This is a genomic window from Streptomyces sp. NPDC027663, from assembly GCF_055566415.1.
On sequence record NZ_JBVHSK010000002.1, the window covers coordinates 719,731 to 736,790 of the forward strand.

Below are 17,060 nucleotides of genomic sequence, written 5' to 3' on the forward strand. Positions count from 1 at the left end.
GCTGTGTCACTTGGGGGTGACCACCTTGTAGTTCTTGGGGACCTGGGCGTCCGGCCGGCGCAGGTACTGCGGCCGGGGCGCCGGGAGTTCCTCACCCGCGGCCAGTTTCCCGGCGGCGAGCGAGGCGAGGGCGGCTGCGGACACGTGCTCGGGCTCGTGGGCGCCCGGGAACGTGTCGGGGTAGAGCAGCGCGCCCGCGCCGACCGCCGGGAGCCCTGCCACCCGCTCGGCGATGTCGGCGGGACGGTCGACGGCCGGGTTGGTGAGCCGGGTGCGGGAGTCGGCGTACGTCGCCCAGTAGACCTCCTTGCGCCGGGCGTCGGTCGCCACGACGAAGGGGCCCTTCTCGATGTCGGCGGCGTAGGCGAGGCCGTCCAGCGTGCACACGCCGTGCACGGGGACGCCGAGCGCGAGGCCGAAGGTGTCGGCCGTCATCAGGCCGACGCGCAGGCCGGTGTAGGGGCCGGGGCCGGTGCCGACGACGATGCCGGTGACCGCCGCCAGCTTCAGGCCGGCCTCGGCCAGGACCCGGTCGACGGCCGGCAGCAGCAGCTCTCCGTGCCGGCGCGCGTCCACCTGGCTCGACGAGGCGATGACGTCCGTGCCGTCGTGCAGGGCGACGGTGACGGCGGGTGTTGCGGTATCCAGAGCGAGCAAGAGCACGCGAACAGCCTACGGCGCCCGCGGCTCGCGCACGGCCGTCCGGGTCCGACGGTCACCGACTGCTACGGTCTGTACGAAGTACGACATATCCCCCGGAGCAGAGGTGGGCGCAGGTGGCAGGGACCAGCTCGGGAATCGTGGCCGGCCTCACCACGGCGGCCCTCGGAGCGGTCGGTTTCCTCGCCTACCAGGCACAGGCGACCGTTCCGGCGGGTCTGGGCGGCCGGCCCTCGGCGAGCGCCTCCGCCTCGGCGGCAGCGAAGAAGGCACCCCGGGACCGGCGCCACCCGACCGCGCTGCCGGCGGGTTCCGGTACGGGTGAACGGGTCGTGTACTCGGTGGACGACGACCGGGTGTGGCTGGTCTCCGCGGGAAACCGGGTGCAGCGCACCTTCACGGTGCACCCGGGATCCGTGGATCCGCCGCTCGGCCTGTACTGGGTCACCTCGCGGTCGAACACGGCCACCGGGACCGACGGCATCCCCGTCGAGCACGTGGTGCGCTTCACCAGCATCGAGGGGGTGGCGATCGGGTTCAGCGCGGCGGTGGGCGACGGCACGGGCACGATGGCCGACCCAAGTGTGAAGACGGGCGGCATCCGGGAGACCCGCACGGACGGGAACGCGACGTGGCAGTTCGCGACGATCGGCGTGCCGGTGGTCGTGATCCGCTGAACGCCCCGCTACGCGTTCGCGCGCGCCCCTTCCGGGCGCCGGCTCGCGGCTTCCGGGACCCGCGGGGGCCGGGAGACGGCGTCGGCCGCCGCGCACGACGCCAGCAGATCACGCACGGACACCCCGGCGGGCTTGGCGGGCCCGGGCCGGTCCGTGGGGCGGGCAGCGGTCATGGACGCCTCCTGAGCTGCGGGGGCGGGCGTAGTTAGGCATGCCTAACTACGGGCTGGGTACCCATGTCACCACGCCCGGGACGTCCTGCGCAATATGTTGCCGACGGCTTGTCGGAAAGTACCGGCGCTCAGCCGGCCAGCGTCTCCAGGGCCGCGTCGGACCAGCGCTCGCCCAGCCCGGTCACGGTCACGTGCCGCACCTCGTCCGTGGTGTCGCCGACGGCACGGTGGATGACGACCTGGAGCCGCTCCTCGGTCAGCTCCTCGACCTTGCCCTCGCCCCACTCCACGACGATCACCGAGTCGGGCAGCGAGACGTCGAGGTCCAGGTCCTCCATCTCGTCCAGGCCGCCGGAGAGCCGGTAGGCGTCCACGTGGACCAGGGGCGGCCCGTCGCCGAGCGAGGGGTGCACGCGGGCGATCACGAAGGTGGGCGAGGTGACCGCGCCGCGCACGCCCAGGCCCTCGCCGAGCCCGCGGGTCAGCGTGGTCTTGCCCGCGCCGAGTTCCCCGCTGAGCATCACCAGGTCTCCTGCGCGGAGCAGCTTCGCCAGCCGGCGGCCCAGCTCGCGCATCTGCTCGGGCGAGGTGATCGTCAGCCGGGTGTCAGCGGGGTGGTGCACTGCTGCGGGTGCTGCTGGTCGTTCCATAGCCACTTACGGTAGCCCCTGCGGGCACCGCACCCGCGCGGGTGAGCAGGTCGGCGAGGCGGTCGGTGACCACTTCCGGATGTTCCAGCATCACCAGGTGCCCGGCGTCCGGCACGAGCACCAGCTCGGCGTCGGGCAGCAGGTCGGCGATGGCCTCACTGTGCTCGCTGGGCGTGACCAGGTCCCGTACGCCGGCCAGCACGAGCACGGGCATGTCGCGGAAGCAGGAGAGCGCCTCGGTCTTGTCGTGGTCGGTGAAGGCCGGGTAGAACTCGGCGACCACGTCGATCGGTGTCGACTCGATCATCCGCTCGGCGAACCGCTCCACCGCCGGGTCGACGTCCCGCCCCGCGAACGAGTACCGCTTGATGATCCCGGCGAACAGGTCGGCGGTGGCCCGGCGCCCCTTCTCCACCAGCTCCGCCTGCTGCCCGAGCGCCTTCAGCACTCCGGGGAGGATCCGGCGCACCGCGTTGACGCCGGCCACCGGAAGGCCGAAGTTCACCTCGCCGAGCCGCCCGGACGACGTCCCCACGAACGCGGTGGCGACGACCCGGTCCCGGATCAGCTCGGGGAACTCGGCGGCGAGCGCCATCACGGTCATCCCGCCCATCGAGTGGCCCACCAGCACGATCGGCCCGTCCGGTACGGCGGCGTCGAGCACGGCCTTCAGATCGCGGCCGAGCTGGTCGATGGCGAGGGGCACCCGGTCCCGGGTCTGCGCCACGCCCCGCCCGGACCGGCCGTGGCTGCGCTGGTCCCAGTGCACGGTCCGCACGACCCCGCGCAGGGCCGCCCGCTGGAAGTGCCAGGAGTCCTGGCTGAGGCAGTAGCCGTGGCAGAAGACGACGGTCACCGGGGCGGGCGCCTTGCGGCCGAAGAGCCGGCGCCGGCGCGGCGAGAGGTTCGGCCCCGGATCGGGCTCGGCCTCGTCGACCTCGTAGTACAGCTCGGTGCCGTCGTCGGCGCAGGCCTTGCCGGGGGTGCCGCGCAGGGTGCCGTACGGCCCTGCCGAGTCCAGCGCCAGCCGGGCCCTGCGGCGCATGCCCCGCCCCACCGTCATCCGCTCGACGGCGACGCCGGCCGCCGCGCCCGCGGCGAGCACGCCTATCGCGGCACCGGCGATGCCGGTCGCCCTGCGCCAGCTCCCGGCCGCCCCCGCAGCGGAGACGGCGGCCGCCGAGGCGACGACGTCCGCCACGGCCTCCGCGCTGCTCTCGCTCACGTACCGCTCCTCTTCGCCGTACTGCAGTTCGCCTGGTGGGTGAAACGCATGGTGCCGCTGTGCTGTTGCGTGACGGATGTGACAGGTGATCCGGGTTGCCGTTCTCGAACGGCTTATCCGAGTTCTTTCCCGTTCACATAGACGCGAGGAACGCGCGTTCCGATGCGCGTGACGATTTCGTACGCGATCGTGCCGGAGGCCTGCGCCCAGTCCTCGGCGGTGGGCTCACCCCGGTCACCGGGTCCGAACAGCACCGCCTCGGTGCCCACCGGGGGCTCGTCGCCGCCCAGGTCCACCACGAACTGGTCCATGGCGACCCGGCCGGCGACCGTCCGCCACTTGCCGTCGACCAGCACCGGGCCGGTGCCGGAGGCGTGCCTCGGGATGCCGTCCGCGTAGCCGACCGGGATCAGGCCGAGGGTGGTCTCGCCGGGGGTGACGTAGTGATGGCCGTAGCTGACGCCGTGCCCGCCGGGGACGTGCTTGACCAGGGCCAGCGAGGCACTGAGCGTCATCACCGGGCGCAGCCCGAAGTCCGCCGGGGTGCCGACCTCCGGGCTCGGCGAGATGCCGTACACGGCGATGCCAGGGCGGACCAGGTCGAAGTACGTCTCCGGCAGGGTGAGGGTGGCCGGCGAGTTGGCGATGTGCCGCACCTCGGGCCGGGCACCCCGCTCCTCGGCGTACGCCACCATCTCGCGGAACCGGTCGAGCTGGGCGGTGATGGACGGGTGCCCCGGCTCGTCGGCGCACGCGAAGTGCGACCACAGGCCGGTGACCCGGACCAGCCCCTCGGCCTCGGCGCGCAGGGCCTCGCCGACCAGCTCGGCCCAGTCCGCGCCGGGCTGGCAGCCGTTGCGGCCCAGACCGGTGTCCGCCTTGAGCTGCACACGGGCGACCCGGCCGGCCTCGCGGGCGGCCGCGGTGACCTCCCGCAGGGCCCACATCCCGCTCAGTGACACGTCGATGCCGGCCTCGATCGCCTGCCGCCAGGGGCCGCCCGGCACCCAGAGCCAGCACAGCATGGGCCCGGGCAGCCCGGCCGCACGCAGCGCGAGGGCCTCGTCGGGCGTGGCCGTGCCGAGCCAGCTCGCGCCGGCCTCGAGCGCGGCGCGAGCACACGGCACCGCCCCGTGGCCGTACGCGTCGGACTTGACGACGGCCATCACGGCGGCACCCTTCGCCCGGGCGCGCAGGGTCCGCACGTTGGCACGCAGGGCACCGAGGTCGATCTCGGCGCGGGCGCGCAGGGCGGCGTTCGGCACAGCTGCAGTCTCACTCATCGCGCCCCCAGTCTCTCAGAGGCCGCCGACAGCCCTCCGGCGCCGCCCCCTGCACTCCCTCAGGTGCCCGGCCGGCGCCCCCATACGTACACCTTGTCGCCTTTCTTCAGCACGCTCCAGAGCTTGCGTGCGTCACCGAGCTTGAGGTTGACGCAGCCCATGGAGCCGACGGTGGTGTGGATGCTGCCGTAGACGGCGTGGAAGGCCTGGCCGCCGTCGAAGAACTGGGCGTACGGCATGGGCTGGTTGTACAGCGTCGACCAGTGGTTCTTGTGCCGCCAGTAGACGGTGTGCCAGCCCTTCCTGGTGACGTACCCCTTCCGTCCGCTGCGCATCGCGACGGGCCCGAACACCACCTTGCCGCCCTTCTGCACCCAGGTGAGCTGCCGGCCGAGATCGACGCAGGCGACCCGGTACGACTTCACCGGGCACTTCCCGGCCGCGTTCGGATTCTTCCTGGCGGACAGCAGCATCATGGTCGACCAGGTGACGGGGCCCGCGAAGCCGGAGGCGGGCTTGATCTTGTACTTGACCTGGAACGCCCGGATCGCCTTGCAGTCGGAGGCGGACTGCTTCCCGTCCACCGTCAGCTTCAGCCACCGTTCCACCTGGCTCTGGTAGGGGCCGGTCAGCTTGCTGCACGTCACCTTGGCGACGGCGTCCGCCAACGGCACGTACTCGATGAGGTCGTACGTCCCCGGCGGCGCGTCCCTGGGCTCAACGGCGTCCTCCGCCTTGCCGGGTGTGTACACCTCGGGCGGCAGCGCCTGGTCCGGGGTGTCGATCTGCCAGGGCTGGGCCGGGCCGGGGGGCACTCCGGGGACGAGATCGGAGAGGGGGACGGGAGACACCGGGGAATCGGGGGTCCCGGGAGCCGGGTCCCTGGGGGCGGGCGTCGCGGCTCCGGCGGCAGCTGCGGCGACACCGCCCACCGGAAAGACGGTCACCGCGGCGAGCACCACCGCGAGGCTCCGGCGAGCAACAACTCTGCTGATCATGCGATCAGCCAAACGCGGGGGGTATGCGGAAACGGGGTGGCGCGCGGGATGGGTCACCCATGGGGTGGAGGGGATGGGCCAGGGCGGAGCCGTCACGGCGAACCACCCCACAGCCCCGGCCCCCACACAGCCCACATCACAGCAACCCCCAGGGGCGCGGGGAACCGCGCGACCAGCCACCGCCGACCCGCACCCGGATCACAGCCGACACGAGACACAGCCCCCCACAGCCCACACCACGGCAATCCCCCAGGGGCGCGGGGAACCGCGCGACCAGCCACCGCCGACCCGCACCCGGGCCACGGCCGTGCCGCCAACGGCGGGACGCGAGGCCCGTCGGCCCCCTCACCCCCGCGTGTCCCTCCAGGCCTCGGGAATCCGTGCCGCCACGTCATGCGCGCCCGCCGGCGAGCCCGCCGCGGCGAACCGGCCCGCCAGGCCGTGCAGATACGCGCCCACGCTCCCCGCGTCCACCGCACTCAGCCCCGCCGCCAGCAACGACCCCGCCAGCCCGGACAGCACGTCCCCGCTCCCGGCCGTCGCCAGCCACGGCGTCCCCGTGGCGTTCACCCGCACCGCCCCGCCCTCGAAGCCGGCGACCAGCGTCGTCGAGCCCTTCAGCAGCACCGTCGCCCGGTACACCGCCGCCAGCTCCCGCACCGCGGCCAGCCGGGCTTCCTCGACCTCCTCGCGCCGCACGCCCAGCAGCGCAGCGGCCTCACCCGCGTGCGGGGTCATCAGTGTCGGCGCCGTACGCCCCCGGACCGCGTCCCGTGACGCCAGCCGCAGCCCGTCCGCGTCCAGCAGCACCGGCACGTCCGTCCCGAGCACCTCCGCCACGGTCGCCGCGTCGTCCCCGGCCCCCGGCCCGGCCACCCAGGCCTGCACGCGCCCGGCCCCGGCAGGTCCGGCGTCGGAGACCAGGGTCTCCGGGAAGCGCGCGACGACGGCCTGCGCGGCCGGCCCGACGTACCGCACGGCCCCCGCTCCGCCCCGCAGCGCCCCGGACACCGCCAGCACGGCGGCCCCCGGATACCGTGCCGACCCGGCGGCGATCCCGACGACCCCCCGCCGGTACTTGTCGCTCTCCGCCGCCGGCACCGGCAACAGCCGGGCCACGTCCGCGTGTTGCAGCGCCTCCAGTTCGGCGGTCCCGGCGGGCGGCTCCAGGCCGATGTCGACGAGCCGTACGACCCCGGCGTACTCCCGTGCGGGATCGACCAGCAGCCCCGGTTTGTACGTGCCGAAGGTGACGGTCAGGTCGGCCCGCAGCGCCGCACCCCGCACCTCGCCGGTGTCCGCGTCGACGCCGCTGGGGAGGTCGACGGCCACGACCGCGGCCCGGGAAGCCTCCACCGTCCCGGCGAGCCGTTCGGCACCGGGGCGCAGGCCGCCTTTGCCTCCGATGCCCACGATGCCGTCGACCACCAGGTCGGCCCGCTCGATCAGGGCCTCGGCGCGGTCCGTGGCCGCTGCCGTGCCGCCCGCCCGGCGCAGCGCCCGCAGGCCCCCGGCATGGGCCCGTTCCGGCGTCAGGAGGACGGCCGTCACGCCGGCCCCCCGCCGGGCCAGCCGCGCGCCCGCATACAGGGCGTCCCCGCCGTTGTCCCCGCTGCCGACGAGCAGCACCACCCGGCTGCCGTACACCCGGCCGAGCAGTTCGGCACAGGCGGCGGCCAGCCCGGCGGCGGCCCGCTGCATCAGCGCGCCCTCCGGCAGCCGCGCCATCAGCGCCCGCTCGGCCGCCCTTACTGTCTCCACGCTGTACGCAGTACGCATGGCACCGAGTCTGCCCCGGAACCCCCACCGCCCACACCCGGGCCGCCGGCGGGCCGGTCAGCCCTCGGCGATCACCACGGCCGAGGCGACACCCGCGTCATGACTCAGCGACACATGCCAGGACCGCACGCCCAGTTCCGAGGCGCGCGCGGCCACGGTCCCGGTCACCCGCAGCCGTGGCTGCCCGCTGTCCTCCACGTACACCTCGGCATCGGTCCAGTACAGCCCCGGCGGTGCCCCCAGGGCCTTCGCCAGCGCCTCCTTCGCGGCGAACCGGACCGCCAGCGAGGCGATGCCCCGCCGGTCCCCGCTGGGCAGCAGCAGCTCGCTCTCCAGGAAGAGCCGGTCGGCCAGTCCGGGCGTCCGCTCCAGGGACTCGCGGAACCGGTCGATCTCGGCGACGTCGATGCCCACCCCGATGATGCTCATGCCGAGCACCCTACGACCGGCACCGAGCAGGGATCAGGCGACACCACGTCGCCTACGCTTCCGGCATGACCTCTTCGGGTACCTACCTCTCCGGCCTGTTCTCCCTCGACGACCGGGTCGCCCTGGTGACCGGTGGAAGTTCCGGTATCGGGCGGGCCGTGGCGGGCGCGCTGGCGCGGGCCGGGGCGAGCGTCGTGGTCGTGGCGCGGAGGAAGGAGGAACTGGCGGAGACAGTCGCGGAGTTGACAGCCGACGGGTGCCGGGCGGCCTGGGTGAGCGGGGACCTGAGCAGCCGTGCGGGGGTGCGCACGGCGGCCGAGGAGGCCGCGGCCGTCTTCGGGGAGCCCGACATCCTCGTCAACTCCGCCGGGGTCAACCTCCGGCCGCCGCTCACCGAGTTGGGCGAGGACGTGTGGGACACCACCATGGCGGTGAACCTGGAGGCGCCCTTCCTTCTGGGGCAGCGGTTCGGACCGGGCATGGCCGAGCGGGGCTTCGGCCGGATCATCCACATCACCTCCCAGCAGGCGCACCGGGCGTTCGTGCAGAGCGGCGCGTACGGCGTCTCGAAGGGGGCGCTGGAGTCCCTGGCCCGCTCCCAGGCCGAGGCCTGGTCACCGTACGGCGTCACCTGCAACACGCTCGTGCCGGGTTTCGTGATGACCCCGCTCAACGCACGGCTGTCGTCCGACCCCGAGCGGGTGGCGGCCCTGGCCGCGCGCACGATGACCGGCCGCAACGGTCTGGCCGAGGACTTCGCGGGCGCGGCGGTGTTCCTGGCGAGCCGCGCCTCCGGCTACGTCACGGGCCAGTCGATCCATGTGGACGGCGGCTTCTCCGTCCACTGAACACCTTTCGCTGCGGCAACCCGAGATCAAGGCGAACTCCCGTTCGCAGTAGTCTTCCTGACGACCGGCGACCATTGCGCAACGGTCGCCATCGCACACAACGGGAGGACACAGCTTTGAAGTTCAGGTCTCTGGGTACTGCGCTCACCACCGCGGCCCTGATCGGTACGGCCCTCACCGGAGCCGTCGCCACGGCCGGCACCGCCGCCGCGGCGTCCCTGCCGCACGACTGCAGCAAGGCGCTCGTCAACGTTCCGGCCAAGGAAACCGTCAACGTGCGCACCTCGCCGAAGACGACGGCCACGGCGGTCGGCATCTGGGGCAAGGGCAAGAAGGGCACGGTCTGCAACGACGGCAAGGCCTACAAGGGCGGCTCGTACAAGGCCTGCGGCAAGAAGAGCAACCTGTGGTACTACGGCGGCGACAAGAAGATGGGCTGGGTCCCGAAGACCTGCATCAACTGGTGACCGTCTGACCGTCTGACCGGTGACCGAGGGGCGAACGGCATCCGGCCGTTCGCCCCTCGGTCTCATTCCACCGTCACCGACTTGGCCAGGTTCCGGGGCTGGTCCACCTCGTTGCCCCGTGCCGTCGCCAGCTCGCAGGCGAAGACCTGGAGCGGCACCGTGGCCACCAGCGGCTGCAGCAGCGTCGGCGTGGCCGGGATCCGGATCAGATGGTCGGCGTACGGCACGACCGTCTCGTCGCCCTCCTCGGCGATCACGATGGTGCGCGCGCCCCGGGCGCGGATCTCCTGGATGTTGGAGACGATCTTGTCGTGCAGGACCGACCGGCCGCGCGCGGACGGTACGACGACGACCACCGGCACGTCGTCCTCGATCAGCGCGATCGGCCCGTGCTTCAGCTCGCCCGCGGCGAAGCCCTCGGCGTGCATGTAGGCCAGTTCCTTCAGCTTCAGGGCGCCTTCGAGGGCGACCGGGTAGCCCACGTGCCGGCCGAGGAACAGCACCGTGTCCTTGGACGCCAGCGTCCGCGCCAGTGCCCGCACCGGCTCCATGGTCTCCAGGACCCGCTCGACCTCGACCGAGATGCGGGACAGGTCCTTGATGACCGCCTGGATCTCGTCGCCCCACTTGGTGCCGCGCACCTGGCCCAGGTACAGGGCCACCAGGTAGCACGCCACCAGCTGGGTCAGGAACGCCTTCGTGGAGGCGACGGCGACCTCGGGGCCCGCGTGCGTGTACAGCACCGCGTCCGACTCGCGGGGGATCGTCGAGCCGTTGGTGTTGCAGATCGCCAGCACCTTGGAGCCCTGCTCGCGGGCGTGCCGCAGCGCCATCAGGGTGTCCATGGTCTCGCCGGACTGGGAGATGGCGATCACCAGGGAGCGGCCGTCCAGGATCGGGTCCCGGTACCGGAACTCGCTCGCCAGCTCCACCTCGCACGGGATCCGCGTCCAGTGCTCGATGGCGTACTTGGCGATCAGACCGGCGTGGAAGGCCGTACCGCAGGCGACGATGACGACCTTGTCGATCTCACGCAGCTCGGAGGGGCTGATCCGCACCTCGTCCAGGGTCAGCGAGCCGGACGGGTCGATGCGCCCGAGGAGGGTGTCGGCGACCGCCTTGGGCTGCTCGGCGATCTCCTTGAGCATGAAGTAGTCGTAGCCGCCCTTCTCGGCCGCCGACGCGTCCCAGTCCACGTGGTACGAGCGGACCTCGGCCGGGCGGCCGTCGAAGCCGGTCACCGTGACGCCGTCGCGGCGCAGCTCCACCACCTGGTCCTGGCCCAGCTCGATCGCGGAGCGCGTGTGCTCGATGAACGCGGCGACGTCGGAGGCCAGGAACGCCTCGCCCTCGCCGACACCCACCACCAGCGGCGAGTTGCGCCGGGCACCGACCACCACGTCCGGCTCGTCGGCGTGCACCGCGACCAGGGTGAACGCACCCTCCAGCCGCCGGCACACCAGCCGCATCGCCTCCGCGAGGTCGGCGGTCACCGAGAACTCCTCGGCCAGCAGATGCGCGACGACCTCGGTGTCCGTCTCGGAGGTCAGCTCATGCCCCCGCTCGGCCAGCTCCGCGCGCAGCACCGCGAAGTTCTCGATGATGCCGTTGTGGACCACCGCGACCCGGCCCGCGTTGTCCAGGTGCGGGTGCGCGTTGGCGTCCGTGGGGCCACCGTGCGTGGCCCAGCGGGTGTGGCCGATGCCGGTCGAGCCCGCCGGGAGCGGCCGGTCGACCAGCTCCTTCTCCAGGTTCACCAGCTTCCCGGCCCGCTTCGCGGCGGCCAGCCCGCCGTCCGCCGGCACGGCGACGCCCGCCGAGTCGTAACCCCGGTACTCCAGCCTCTTCAGCCCGGCCATCACGACATCGAGCGCCGACTGCGACCCTACGTATCCCACGATTCCGCACATGGGCGGCAGCCTACGGGCAGGCGCCGACCGAAAACGGCCTCCCTGTGCCCGAAATCGGAAATTCCCACCGCCGTACGAAGCTCCCCCCGCGGCGGGCCGGCCCGCACGCGTGACGGACCCCACCCGCCGTCGCGTTCAAACTCCGTTAACAATGGACTGTGATCTCACCGGTCTCCTCGATGCCCCGGAGCGCCCACCGGCAAAGGCCGGAGGCGACTCCCTACGTCGATCTCACCCGCGCCGAGTGGAGTGCGCTGCGGGACAAGACACCGCTGCCGCTCACCGCCGAGGAGGTGGAGAAGCTCCGCGGTCTCGGCGACGTCATCGACCTGGACGAGGTGCGGGACATCTACCTCCCGCTCTCCCGGCTCCTCAACCTCTACGTCGGCGCCACGGACGGCCTCAGAGGCGCGCTGAACACCTTCCTGGGCGAACAGGGCTCCCAGTCCGGCACCCCGTTCGTCATAGGGGTCGCCGGCTCGGTCGCCGTCGGCAAGTCCACGGTCGCCCGCCTCCTGCAGGCCCTGCTCTCCCGCTGGCCCGAACACCCGCGCGTCGAGCTGGTGACCACCGACGGATTCCTGCTGCCGACCCGGGAGTTGGAGGCGCGCGGCCTGATGTCGCGCAAAGGATTCCCCGAGTCCTACGACCGCCGGGCCCTCACCCGCTTCGTCGCCGACATCAAGGCCGGCAAGGGCGAGGTGACGGCCCCCGTCTACTCCCACCTCATCTACGACATCGTGCCGGACGAGCGGCTCACCGTCCGCCGTCCCGACATCCTGATCGTCGAGGGCCTGAACGTGCTCCAGCCCGCCCTCCCGGGCAAGGACGGCCGCACCCGGGTCGGTCTCGCCGACTACTTCGACTTCAGCGTGTACGTCGACGCGAGCGGCGAGGACATCGAGCGCTGGTACCTCAACCGCTTCAAGAAGCTGCGCCAGACGGCCTTCCAGAACCCGAACTCGTACTTCCGCAAGTACACGCAGGTCTCCGAGGACGAGGCCCTGGACTACGCCCGCACCCTGTGGCGGACGATCAACAAGCCCAACCTGGTCGAGAACATCGCCCCGACCCGCGGCCGGGCCACGCTCATCCTGCGCAAGGGCCCGGACCACAAGGTGCAGCGCCTCAGGCTCCGCAAGCTGTAGGCGCGCCTGTTAGAAAGGCGCCATGCTGCATCTGCGCCTGATCACACCGGCGGACACGACCGACGACGCCGTCCGCCTGATCGAGAAGACGGTCGGTACGGCCCACCTGGTGGTGCTCCCGGGCGCCGCACGCAACCCCGTCGGGGACGTCGTGCTGTGCGACGTGGCGCGTGAGGCGGGTAACGAACTGATCGGCGGGCTGCGCCGGTTGGGCCTGGACGAGACCGGCTCGATCGCCGTGGAGGACATCGACCTCTCACTGTCCCGGCGGGCCGACAAGGCCGAGGAGGAGGCGCCGGGCGAGGGCGCGGACGCGGTGCTGTGGGAGGGTCTCACCGAGGCCACTCACGAGGAGTCGACGCTGACGGTCACCTACCTCGCCTTCATCACGCTGGCCACGATGATCGCCGCCTGCGGCGTCGTCCTGGACAACGCGATCCTGATCGTGGGCGCGATGGCGGTGGGCCCGGAGTTCGGACCGCTGGCCGGCATCTGCACGGCCCTCGTACGGCGCCACCCACGCCTGGCATGGCGCTCGCTGATCGCCCTGCTGGTGGGCTTCGCGGTGGCGATGGCGGTGACGGTCGGCTTCAGCCTGTTCATGGACGCCATCGGGCTGTTCCACCGGTCCCAGCTGGACGGCGAGCGGCCCAACACGGCGTTCGTGTACACGCCGGACGCCTTCTCGCTCATCGTGGCCGTGCTGGCCGGCATCGCCGGCACCCTGTCCCTGACCTCGGCGAAGTCGGGCGCACTGGTGGGCGTGGCCATCTCGGTGACCACGGTCCCGGCTGCCGCGAACGCCGCCGTGGCCCTGGCCTACGGCGACACCCCCCAGACGATCGGCTCGACGAACCAACTCCTGCTGAACCTCTTGGGCATCGTCCTGGCGGGCTCCCTCACCCTGCTGGCGCAGAAGTGGTTCTGGACGAAGCAGAAGGAGCGTCTGTCCTAGGGCGGCGCGGCCGGCCTCAAGAGGCGCGGGACTGTCTCCATGAACGGCTCCGCCGCGCAGGCGCGATCAACCACCTACGACCCGCGGCCGTGAGGCACAGCCCCCGCCCCCGGACCCGCCGCTATCCCAGCGCGGACTTGACCGCGTCGGCCAGCCGTCCGGCCACCGTCCGCGCCTGCTCGATGTCCGCGGCCTCGACCATGACCCGCACCAGCGGCTCGGTGCCGGAAGGCCGCAGCAGCACCCGTCCGGTCTCCCCCAGCTCCCGCTCGGCCTCGGCCACCGCGGCGGCGAGGTCGGCCGACGTCTTCACCCGGGACCTGTCCACGTCAGGAACGTTGATCAGGACCTGCGGCAGCCGCTCCATGACGGACGCCAGCTCCCGCAGCGTACGGCCGGTCTGCGCGACCCGTGCCGCCAGCAGCAGGCCGGTCAGGGTGCCGTCACCGGTGGTCGCGTGGTCGAGGATGATGACGTGCCCGGACTGCTCGCCACCGAGGGCGAAGCCGTGCGCCTTCATCTCCTCCAGGACGTACCGGTCACCGACGGCGGTCTGCACGAGCCGGATGCCCTCGCGCTCCATGGCCAGCTTGAAGCCGAGGTTGGACATCACCGTGGCGACCACGGTCCCGGATCGCAGCTCGGAGCGCTCCCGCATGGCCAGCGCGAGCACGGCGAGGACCTGGTCGCCGTCGATCTCGTCGCCGGTGTGGTCCACGGCCAGGCAGCGGTCGGCGTCGCCGTCGTGCGCGATGCCGAGGTCCGCGCCGTGCGCGACGACCGCGGCCTTGAGCTTGTCCAAGTGGGTCGAGCCGCAGCCGTCGTTGATGTTGAGCCCGTCCGGCTCGGCACCGATCGTGACGACCTCTGCACCCGCCCGGGAGAAAGCCTCCGGTGAGACCCCCGAGGCCGCGCCGTGCGCTTCGTCCAGGACGATCTTCAGCCCGTCGAGCCGGTTGGGGAGCACCGACAGCAGATGGCCCACGTACTGCTCGAAGCCCTCGTCGTAGGAGCGCACCCGCCCGACGCCGGCACCCGTCGGCCGCTCCCAGGGCTCACCGTGGCGGTGCGACTCGTAGACCGCCTCGATCTGGTCCTCCAGCTCGTCGGCGAGTTTGTGGCCGCCGCGGGCGAAGAACTTGATGCCGTTGTCCGGCATGGCGTTGTGGCTGGCGGAGAGCATCACGCCGAGGTCGGCGCCGAGTGCGCCGGTGAGGTGCGCCACCGCGGGCGTCGGCAGCACGCCGACCCGCAGGACGTCGACGCCCGCGCTGGCCAGCCCGGCCACCACCGCTGCTTCCAGGAACTCCCCCGACGCGCGCGGGTCCCGTCCGACCACCGCCGTCGGCTTGTGGCCCTCGAAGGTGCCCGCCTCGGCCAGCACGTGCGCCGCGGCGACGGAGAGGCCGAGCGCCATCTCGGCCGTCAGATCCGCATTGGCGACACCGCGCACGCCGTCCGTGCCGAAGAGTCGTCCCACTTGTCCTCCTGAGGAAGCGTCGGTGTCGGAAGCGGAGGGGCGCTGCGTCGGGTGGCAGGCGCTCCGGTATCCGATCACACAAGCCTTTGAGCGTCTTGTGTCGTTATACGCCCTTGGCTGGGATAAGCGAACGCCCCGGGGGCACATGTGGCGTGCCGCCGGGGCGTTCGGAGTACGTGGGGCCGAAGCCCGTACCACGTACGAGCAGGCAGCGAAGCTTAGCGCTTGCTGTACTGCGGAGCCTTGCGGGCCTTCTTCAGACCGGCCTTCTTGCGCTCGACCGCACGGTCGTCGCGCTTGAGGAAGCCGGCCTTCTTGAGCGGGCCGCGGTTGTTGTCGACGTCGGCCTCGTTCAGCGCACGGGCGACACCCAGACGGAGCGCACCGGCCTGACCGGAGACACCGCCACCCGCGATGCGGGCGATGACGTCGTAACGGCCCTCGAGCTCGAGCACCTTGAAGGGCTCGTTGACTTCCTGCTGGTGCACCTTGTTCGGGAAGTAGTCCTCGAGGGTGCGGCCGTTGATCTTCCACTTGCCGGTGCCCGGAACGATCCGGACGCGGGCGATGGCGTTCTTGCGGCGGCCCAGGCCGGCGGCCGGCTGGGGCTCGCCGAAGCGGGAGGCCAGGGACTCCGAGGTGTACTCGCCCTCGACGGGGACCTCGGACTCGGTGGTGTAGCTGTCGATGTCAAGCTCTTCGAGCGGCTGCTCGGCAGTGGTCTCGGCCACGGTTCTCCTCAGATTCTCTTCGGTCTTAGGGGGTGGCCGGACTTACTGCGCGACCTGGGTGATCTCGAACGGCACCGGCTGCTGGGCAGCGTGCGGGTGCTGGTCACCCTTGTAGACCTTCAGCTTCGAGAGCATCTGACGGCCCAGGGAGTTCTTGGGGAGCATGCCCTTGACGGCCTTCTCGATGGCCTTCTCGGGGTTCTTGTCCAGCAGCTCGTCGTAGCGGACGGAGCGCAGACCACCCGGGTAACCGGAGTGGCGGTACGCCATCTTCTGGGTCCGCTTGTTGCCGGACAGGTGCACCTTGTCGGCGTTGATGATGATGACGAAGTCACCAGCGTCGACGTGCGGCGCGTAGATCGGCTTGTGCTTGCCCCGGAGGAGGGTCGCTGCAGTGGTGGCGAGACGACCCAGGACGACGTCCTGAGCGTCGATGACGTGCCACTGGCGCGTCACATCGCCGGGCTTGGGGCTGTACGTACGCACGGTTCGTAGCCTTCGCTTCGAGTGAATGGTCCTGAACAGGTCACCGAAACGATCACGACAGCCCTTGACCCACGGCGGCGACGCATACCGCGTACGTGGGATCGCTGGTCATCGGCCCGGTGGACCGGTGTAAGGGCCCGTCCCGTGAGAATGAGCAAGCCAATACACAACGAAGAAGTAGGTTACCGGGCGGCCCCCGACCGGGTCAAAACGAGGCGGGCCGACCGATGGACTCCGCATCACCTGTCCCCCGTCTAAGATGCGCCCCATGAGTTACGGGCAGGGGGGACCCCAGTCTCAGTGGGATCCCTGGAAACCGAATTCCCAGCAGCCGTGGAACGGCGGGTCCGACGACGGGACCCCGGACTGGGCCGCGCTCGCCGAGGCCTCGGAGACGCGGAACAAGCGCCGCAGACTGCTGTTCATAGCCGGCGGCGCGCTCGCCACGATCGCGATAGGCACCGCGGTCGCCATGGCGGTCGTCTCCGCGGACGGCGGCGACCCCGAGGCGGGCCCCAGCAACCTGCCCGCCAGCGCCTCGCTGCCGGGCTCCGGCACCGCGACCCCGTCCTTCGCGCCCACCAGCGCGCCGCCGCCGCTGGACCCCAAGGACTTCATCTCCAGCGCCAAGAAGGACACCGCCCCGCTGAGCCCCGGCACCTTGTTCCCGGGCACCCGGCTGACCGTGGGGGGCACGGTGTACAAGAAGGGCGCCACGGCCGACACCGAGAGCTGCGCGACCGCCGCCGGCGGCAGCCTGCCGAAGGTGCTCACCGCCAACGGCTGCACCCGCCTGCTGCGCGCCACCTACACCAAGGGCGACGGCATCGCGATCACGGTCGGCGTCGCCGTCTTCGACACCGCGGCCCAGGCCACGAAGGCCAAGGCGCAGACCGACGACCGGAGCATCGTGCGCTCCCTGTCCGGCAAGGGCGTCAAGCCCTTCTGCGACGGGGCGTTCTGCCGCTCGACGCGAAACGCCTACGGCCGCTACGCCTACTTCACGGTCGCCGGCTTCACCAACGGCAAGGACGTCACCAACAAGGACACTCCGGTCTTCCGCGCCGGCAACGACCTCGCCCAGTTCGCCGTCAACCAGATCCACCGCCGCGGCCAGGCCCAGGCGTCGGCCGCGGCGAACCGGTAACCGGGCTGGCGCCG

At 71.9% G+C, this 17,060-nt stretch carries 18 protein-coding genes; 6 read left to right on the forward strand and 12 right to left on the reverse strand.

The features are described from left to right. Window positions 1–6: 6 nt before the first annotated feature. Complete coding sequence (gene tsaB / locus ACZ4SF_RS08080; protein WP_468379834.1) at window positions 7–663, reverse strand: tRNA (adenosine(37)-N6)-threonylcarbamoyltransferase complex dimerization subunit type 1 TsaB; 657 nt, start codon at window positions 661–663, stop codon at window positions 7–9. A gap of 113 nt (window positions 664–776) precedes the next feature. Between tsaB and ACZ4SF_RS08085 the strand changes: the two genes are divergently transcribed. Continuing rightward, the gene (locus tag ACZ4SF_RS08085) at window positions 777–1,337 is read left to right on the forward strand and encodes a hypothetical protein (protein ID WP_468379836.1); all 561 of its coding nucleotides are present in this window, start codon (window positions 777–779) and stop codon (window positions 1,335–1,337) included. 8 nt (window positions 1,338–1,345) lie between these two features. On the opposite strand, the gene ACZ4SF_RS08090 is transcribed toward ACZ4SF_RS08085, so the two are convergent. The 7 genes from ACZ4SF_RS08090 to ACZ4SF_RS08120 form a co-directional block, all read right to left on the reverse strand. Beyond that, entirely contained in the window at window positions 1,346–1,510 is a 165-nt protein-coding gene (locus tag ACZ4SF_RS08090; RefSeq protein WP_468379838.1) for a hypothetical protein, read from the reverse strand. Window positions 1,511–1,638: 128 nt separating this feature from the next. Next, window positions 1,639–2,160 carry a tRNA (adenosine(37)-N6)-threonylcarbamoyltransferase complex ATPase subunit type 1 TsaE gene (tsaE, locus tag ACZ4SF_RS08095; protein ID WP_468379841.1) on the reverse strand — a complete coding sequence of 174 codons (522 nt, stop codon included), beginning with the start codon at window positions 2,158–2,160 and terminating at the stop codon, window positions 1,639–1,641. After that, a complete protein-coding gene (locus ACZ4SF_RS08100) occupies window positions 2,117–3,385 on the reverse strand; it encodes an alpha/beta fold hydrolase (RefSeq protein ID WP_468379844.1) in 1,269 nt (422 codons plus the stop codon). The genes tsaE and ACZ4SF_RS08100 overlap by 44 nt, the downstream gene beginning before the upstream one ends. Before the next feature lie 113 nt (window positions 3,386–3,498). Then, window positions 3,499–4,668, reverse strand: a complete 1,170-nt coding sequence (alr, locus tag ACZ4SF_RS08105; protein ID WP_468379847.1) for an alanine racemase — start codon at window positions 4,666–4,668, stop codon at window positions 3,499–3,501. A 59-nt stretch (window positions 4,669–4,727) separates the two neighbouring features. Next, on the reverse strand, window positions 4,728–5,666 hold the full coding sequence (locus ACZ4SF_RS08110; protein ID WP_468379850.1) for a L,D-transpeptidase: 939 nt from the start codon (window positions 5,664–5,666) through the stop codon (window positions 4,728–4,730). A 345-nt stretch (window positions 5,667–6,011) separates the two neighbouring features. Continuing rightward, window positions 6,012–7,445, reverse strand: coding sequence for an NAD(P)H-hydrate dehydratase (locus ACZ4SF_RS08115; protein WP_468379853.1), 1,434 nt, complete (start codon window positions 7,443–7,445; stop codon window positions 6,012–6,014). A gap of 57 nt (window positions 7,446–7,502) precedes the next feature. Further along, a complete protein-coding gene (locus tag ACZ4SF_RS08120; RefSeq protein WP_468379856.1) occupies window positions 7,503–7,874 on the reverse strand; it encodes a holo-ACP synthase in 372 nt (123 codons plus the stop codon). A gap of 65 nt (window positions 7,875–7,939) precedes the next feature. Between ACZ4SF_RS08120 and ACZ4SF_RS08125 the strand changes: the two genes are divergently transcribed. Next, complete coding sequence (locus tag ACZ4SF_RS08125) at window positions 7,940–8,722, forward strand: SDR family NAD(P)-dependent oxidoreductase (RefSeq protein WP_468379859.1); 783 nt, start codon at window positions 7,940–7,942, stop codon at window positions 8,720–8,722. Between the two features lie 116 nt (window positions 8,723–8,838). Continuing rightward, window positions 8,839–9,189, forward strand: a complete 351-nt coding sequence (locus tag ACZ4SF_RS08130; protein WP_468379862.1) for a hypothetical protein — start codon at window positions 8,839–8,841, stop codon at window positions 9,187–9,189. A 62-nt stretch (window positions 9,190–9,251) separates the two neighbouring features. Here the strand turns inward: ACZ4SF_RS08130 and glmS are convergent, their stop codons facing one another. Continuing rightward, the gene (glmS, locus tag ACZ4SF_RS08135; protein WP_468379865.1) at window positions 9,252–11,099 is read right to left on the reverse strand and encodes a glutamine--fructose-6-phosphate transaminase (isomerizing); all 1,848 of its coding nucleotides are present in this window, start codon (window positions 11,097–11,099) and stop codon (window positions 9,252–9,254) included. A gap of 179 nt (window positions 11,100–11,278) precedes the next feature. Between glmS and coaA the strand changes: the two genes are divergently transcribed. Then, window positions 11,279–12,247 carry a type I pantothenate kinase gene (coaA, locus tag ACZ4SF_RS08140; RefSeq protein ID WP_468380442.1) on the forward strand — a complete coding sequence of 323 codons (969 nt, stop codon included), beginning with the start codon at window positions 11,279–11,281 and terminating at the stop codon, window positions 12,245–12,247. Between the two features lie 22 nt (window positions 12,248–12,269). Beyond that, window positions 12,270–13,202: a DUF389 domain-containing protein gene (locus ACZ4SF_RS08145; RefSeq protein ID WP_468379867.1), complete on the forward strand. Its 933-nt coding sequence runs from the start codon at window positions 12,270–12,272 to the stop codon at window positions 13,200–13,202. 121 nt (window positions 13,203–13,323) lie between these two features. Here ACZ4SF_RS08145 and glmM read toward each other — a convergent pair whose 3' ends face one another. From glmM to rplM, 3 genes are all read right to left on the reverse strand, one after another. After that, the gene (gene glmM, locus ACZ4SF_RS08150; protein WP_468379870.1) at window positions 13,324–14,682 is read right to left on the reverse strand and encodes a phosphoglucosamine mutase; all 1,359 of its coding nucleotides are present in this window, start codon (window positions 14,680–14,682) and stop codon (window positions 13,324–13,326) included. A 218-nt stretch (window positions 14,683–14,900) separates the two neighbouring features. Then, window positions 14,901–15,413, reverse strand: a complete 513-nt coding sequence (gene rpsI, locus ACZ4SF_RS08155) for a 30S ribosomal protein S9 (RefSeq protein WP_103812805.1) — start codon at window positions 15,411–15,413, stop codon at window positions 14,901–14,903. Between the two features lie 42 nt (window positions 15,414–15,455). Beyond that, window positions 15,456–15,899: a 50S ribosomal protein L13 gene (gene rplM, locus ACZ4SF_RS08160; protein WP_014674395.1), complete on the reverse strand. Its 444-nt coding sequence runs from the start codon at window positions 15,897–15,899 to the stop codon at window positions 15,456–15,458. Window positions 15,900–16,167: 268 nt separating this feature from the next. Here rplM and ACZ4SF_RS08165 point away from each other — a divergent pair, with 268 nt between their 5' ends. Beyond that, window positions 16,168–17,046 (forward strand): hypothetical protein, encoded by an 879-nt coding sequence (locus ACZ4SF_RS08165; RefSeq protein WP_468379873.1) that lies wholly within the window; start codon window positions 16,168–16,170, stop codon window positions 17,044–17,046. The last annotated feature ends 14 nt before the right edge of the window (window positions 17,047–17,060 follow it).

Coding starts and splice junctions, on each gene's coding strand:
- alr (WP_468379847.1), bottom strand. CDS start 4,668: ATGAGTGAGACTGCAGCTGTGCCGAACGCCGCCCTGCGCGCCCGCGCC.
- ACZ4SF_RS08120 (WP_468379856.1), bottom strand. CDS start 7,874: ATGAGCATCATCGGGGTGGGCATCGACGTCGCCGAGATCGACCGGTTC.
- ACZ4SF_RS08090 (WP_468379838.1), bottom strand. CDS start 1,510: ATGACCGCTGCCCGCCCCACGGACCGGCCCGGGCCCGCCAAGCCCGCC.
- ACZ4SF_RS08115 (WP_468379853.1), bottom strand. CDS start 7,445: ATGCGTACTGCGTACAGCGTGGAGACAGTAAGGGCGGCCGAGCGGGCG.
- glmS (WP_468379865.1), bottom strand. CDS start 11,099: ATGTGCGGAATCGTGGGATACGTAGGGTCGCAGTCGGCGCTCGATGTC.
- ACZ4SF_RS08165 (WP_468379873.1), top strand. CDS start 16,168: ATGAGTTACGGGCAGGGGGGACCCCAGTCTCAGTGGGATCCCTGGAAA.
- coaA (WP_468380442.1), top strand. CDS start 11,279: ATGCCCCGGAGCGCCCACCGGCAAAGGCCGGAGGCGACTCCCTACGTC.
- tsaE (WP_468379841.1), bottom strand. CDS start 2,160: ATGGAACGACCAGCAGCACCCGCAGCAGTGCACCACCCCGCTGACACC.
- ACZ4SF_RS08125 (WP_468379859.1), top strand. CDS start 7,940: ATGACCTCTTCGGGTACCTACCTCTCCGGCCTGTTCTCCCTCGACGAC.
- ACZ4SF_RS08110 (WP_468379850.1), bottom strand. CDS start 5,666: ATGATCAGCAGAGTTGTTGCTCGCCGGAGCCTCGCGGTGGTGCTCGCC.
- ACZ4SF_RS08145 (WP_468379867.1), top strand. CDS start 12,270: ATGCTGCATCTGCGCCTGATCACACCGGCGGACACGACCGACGACGCC.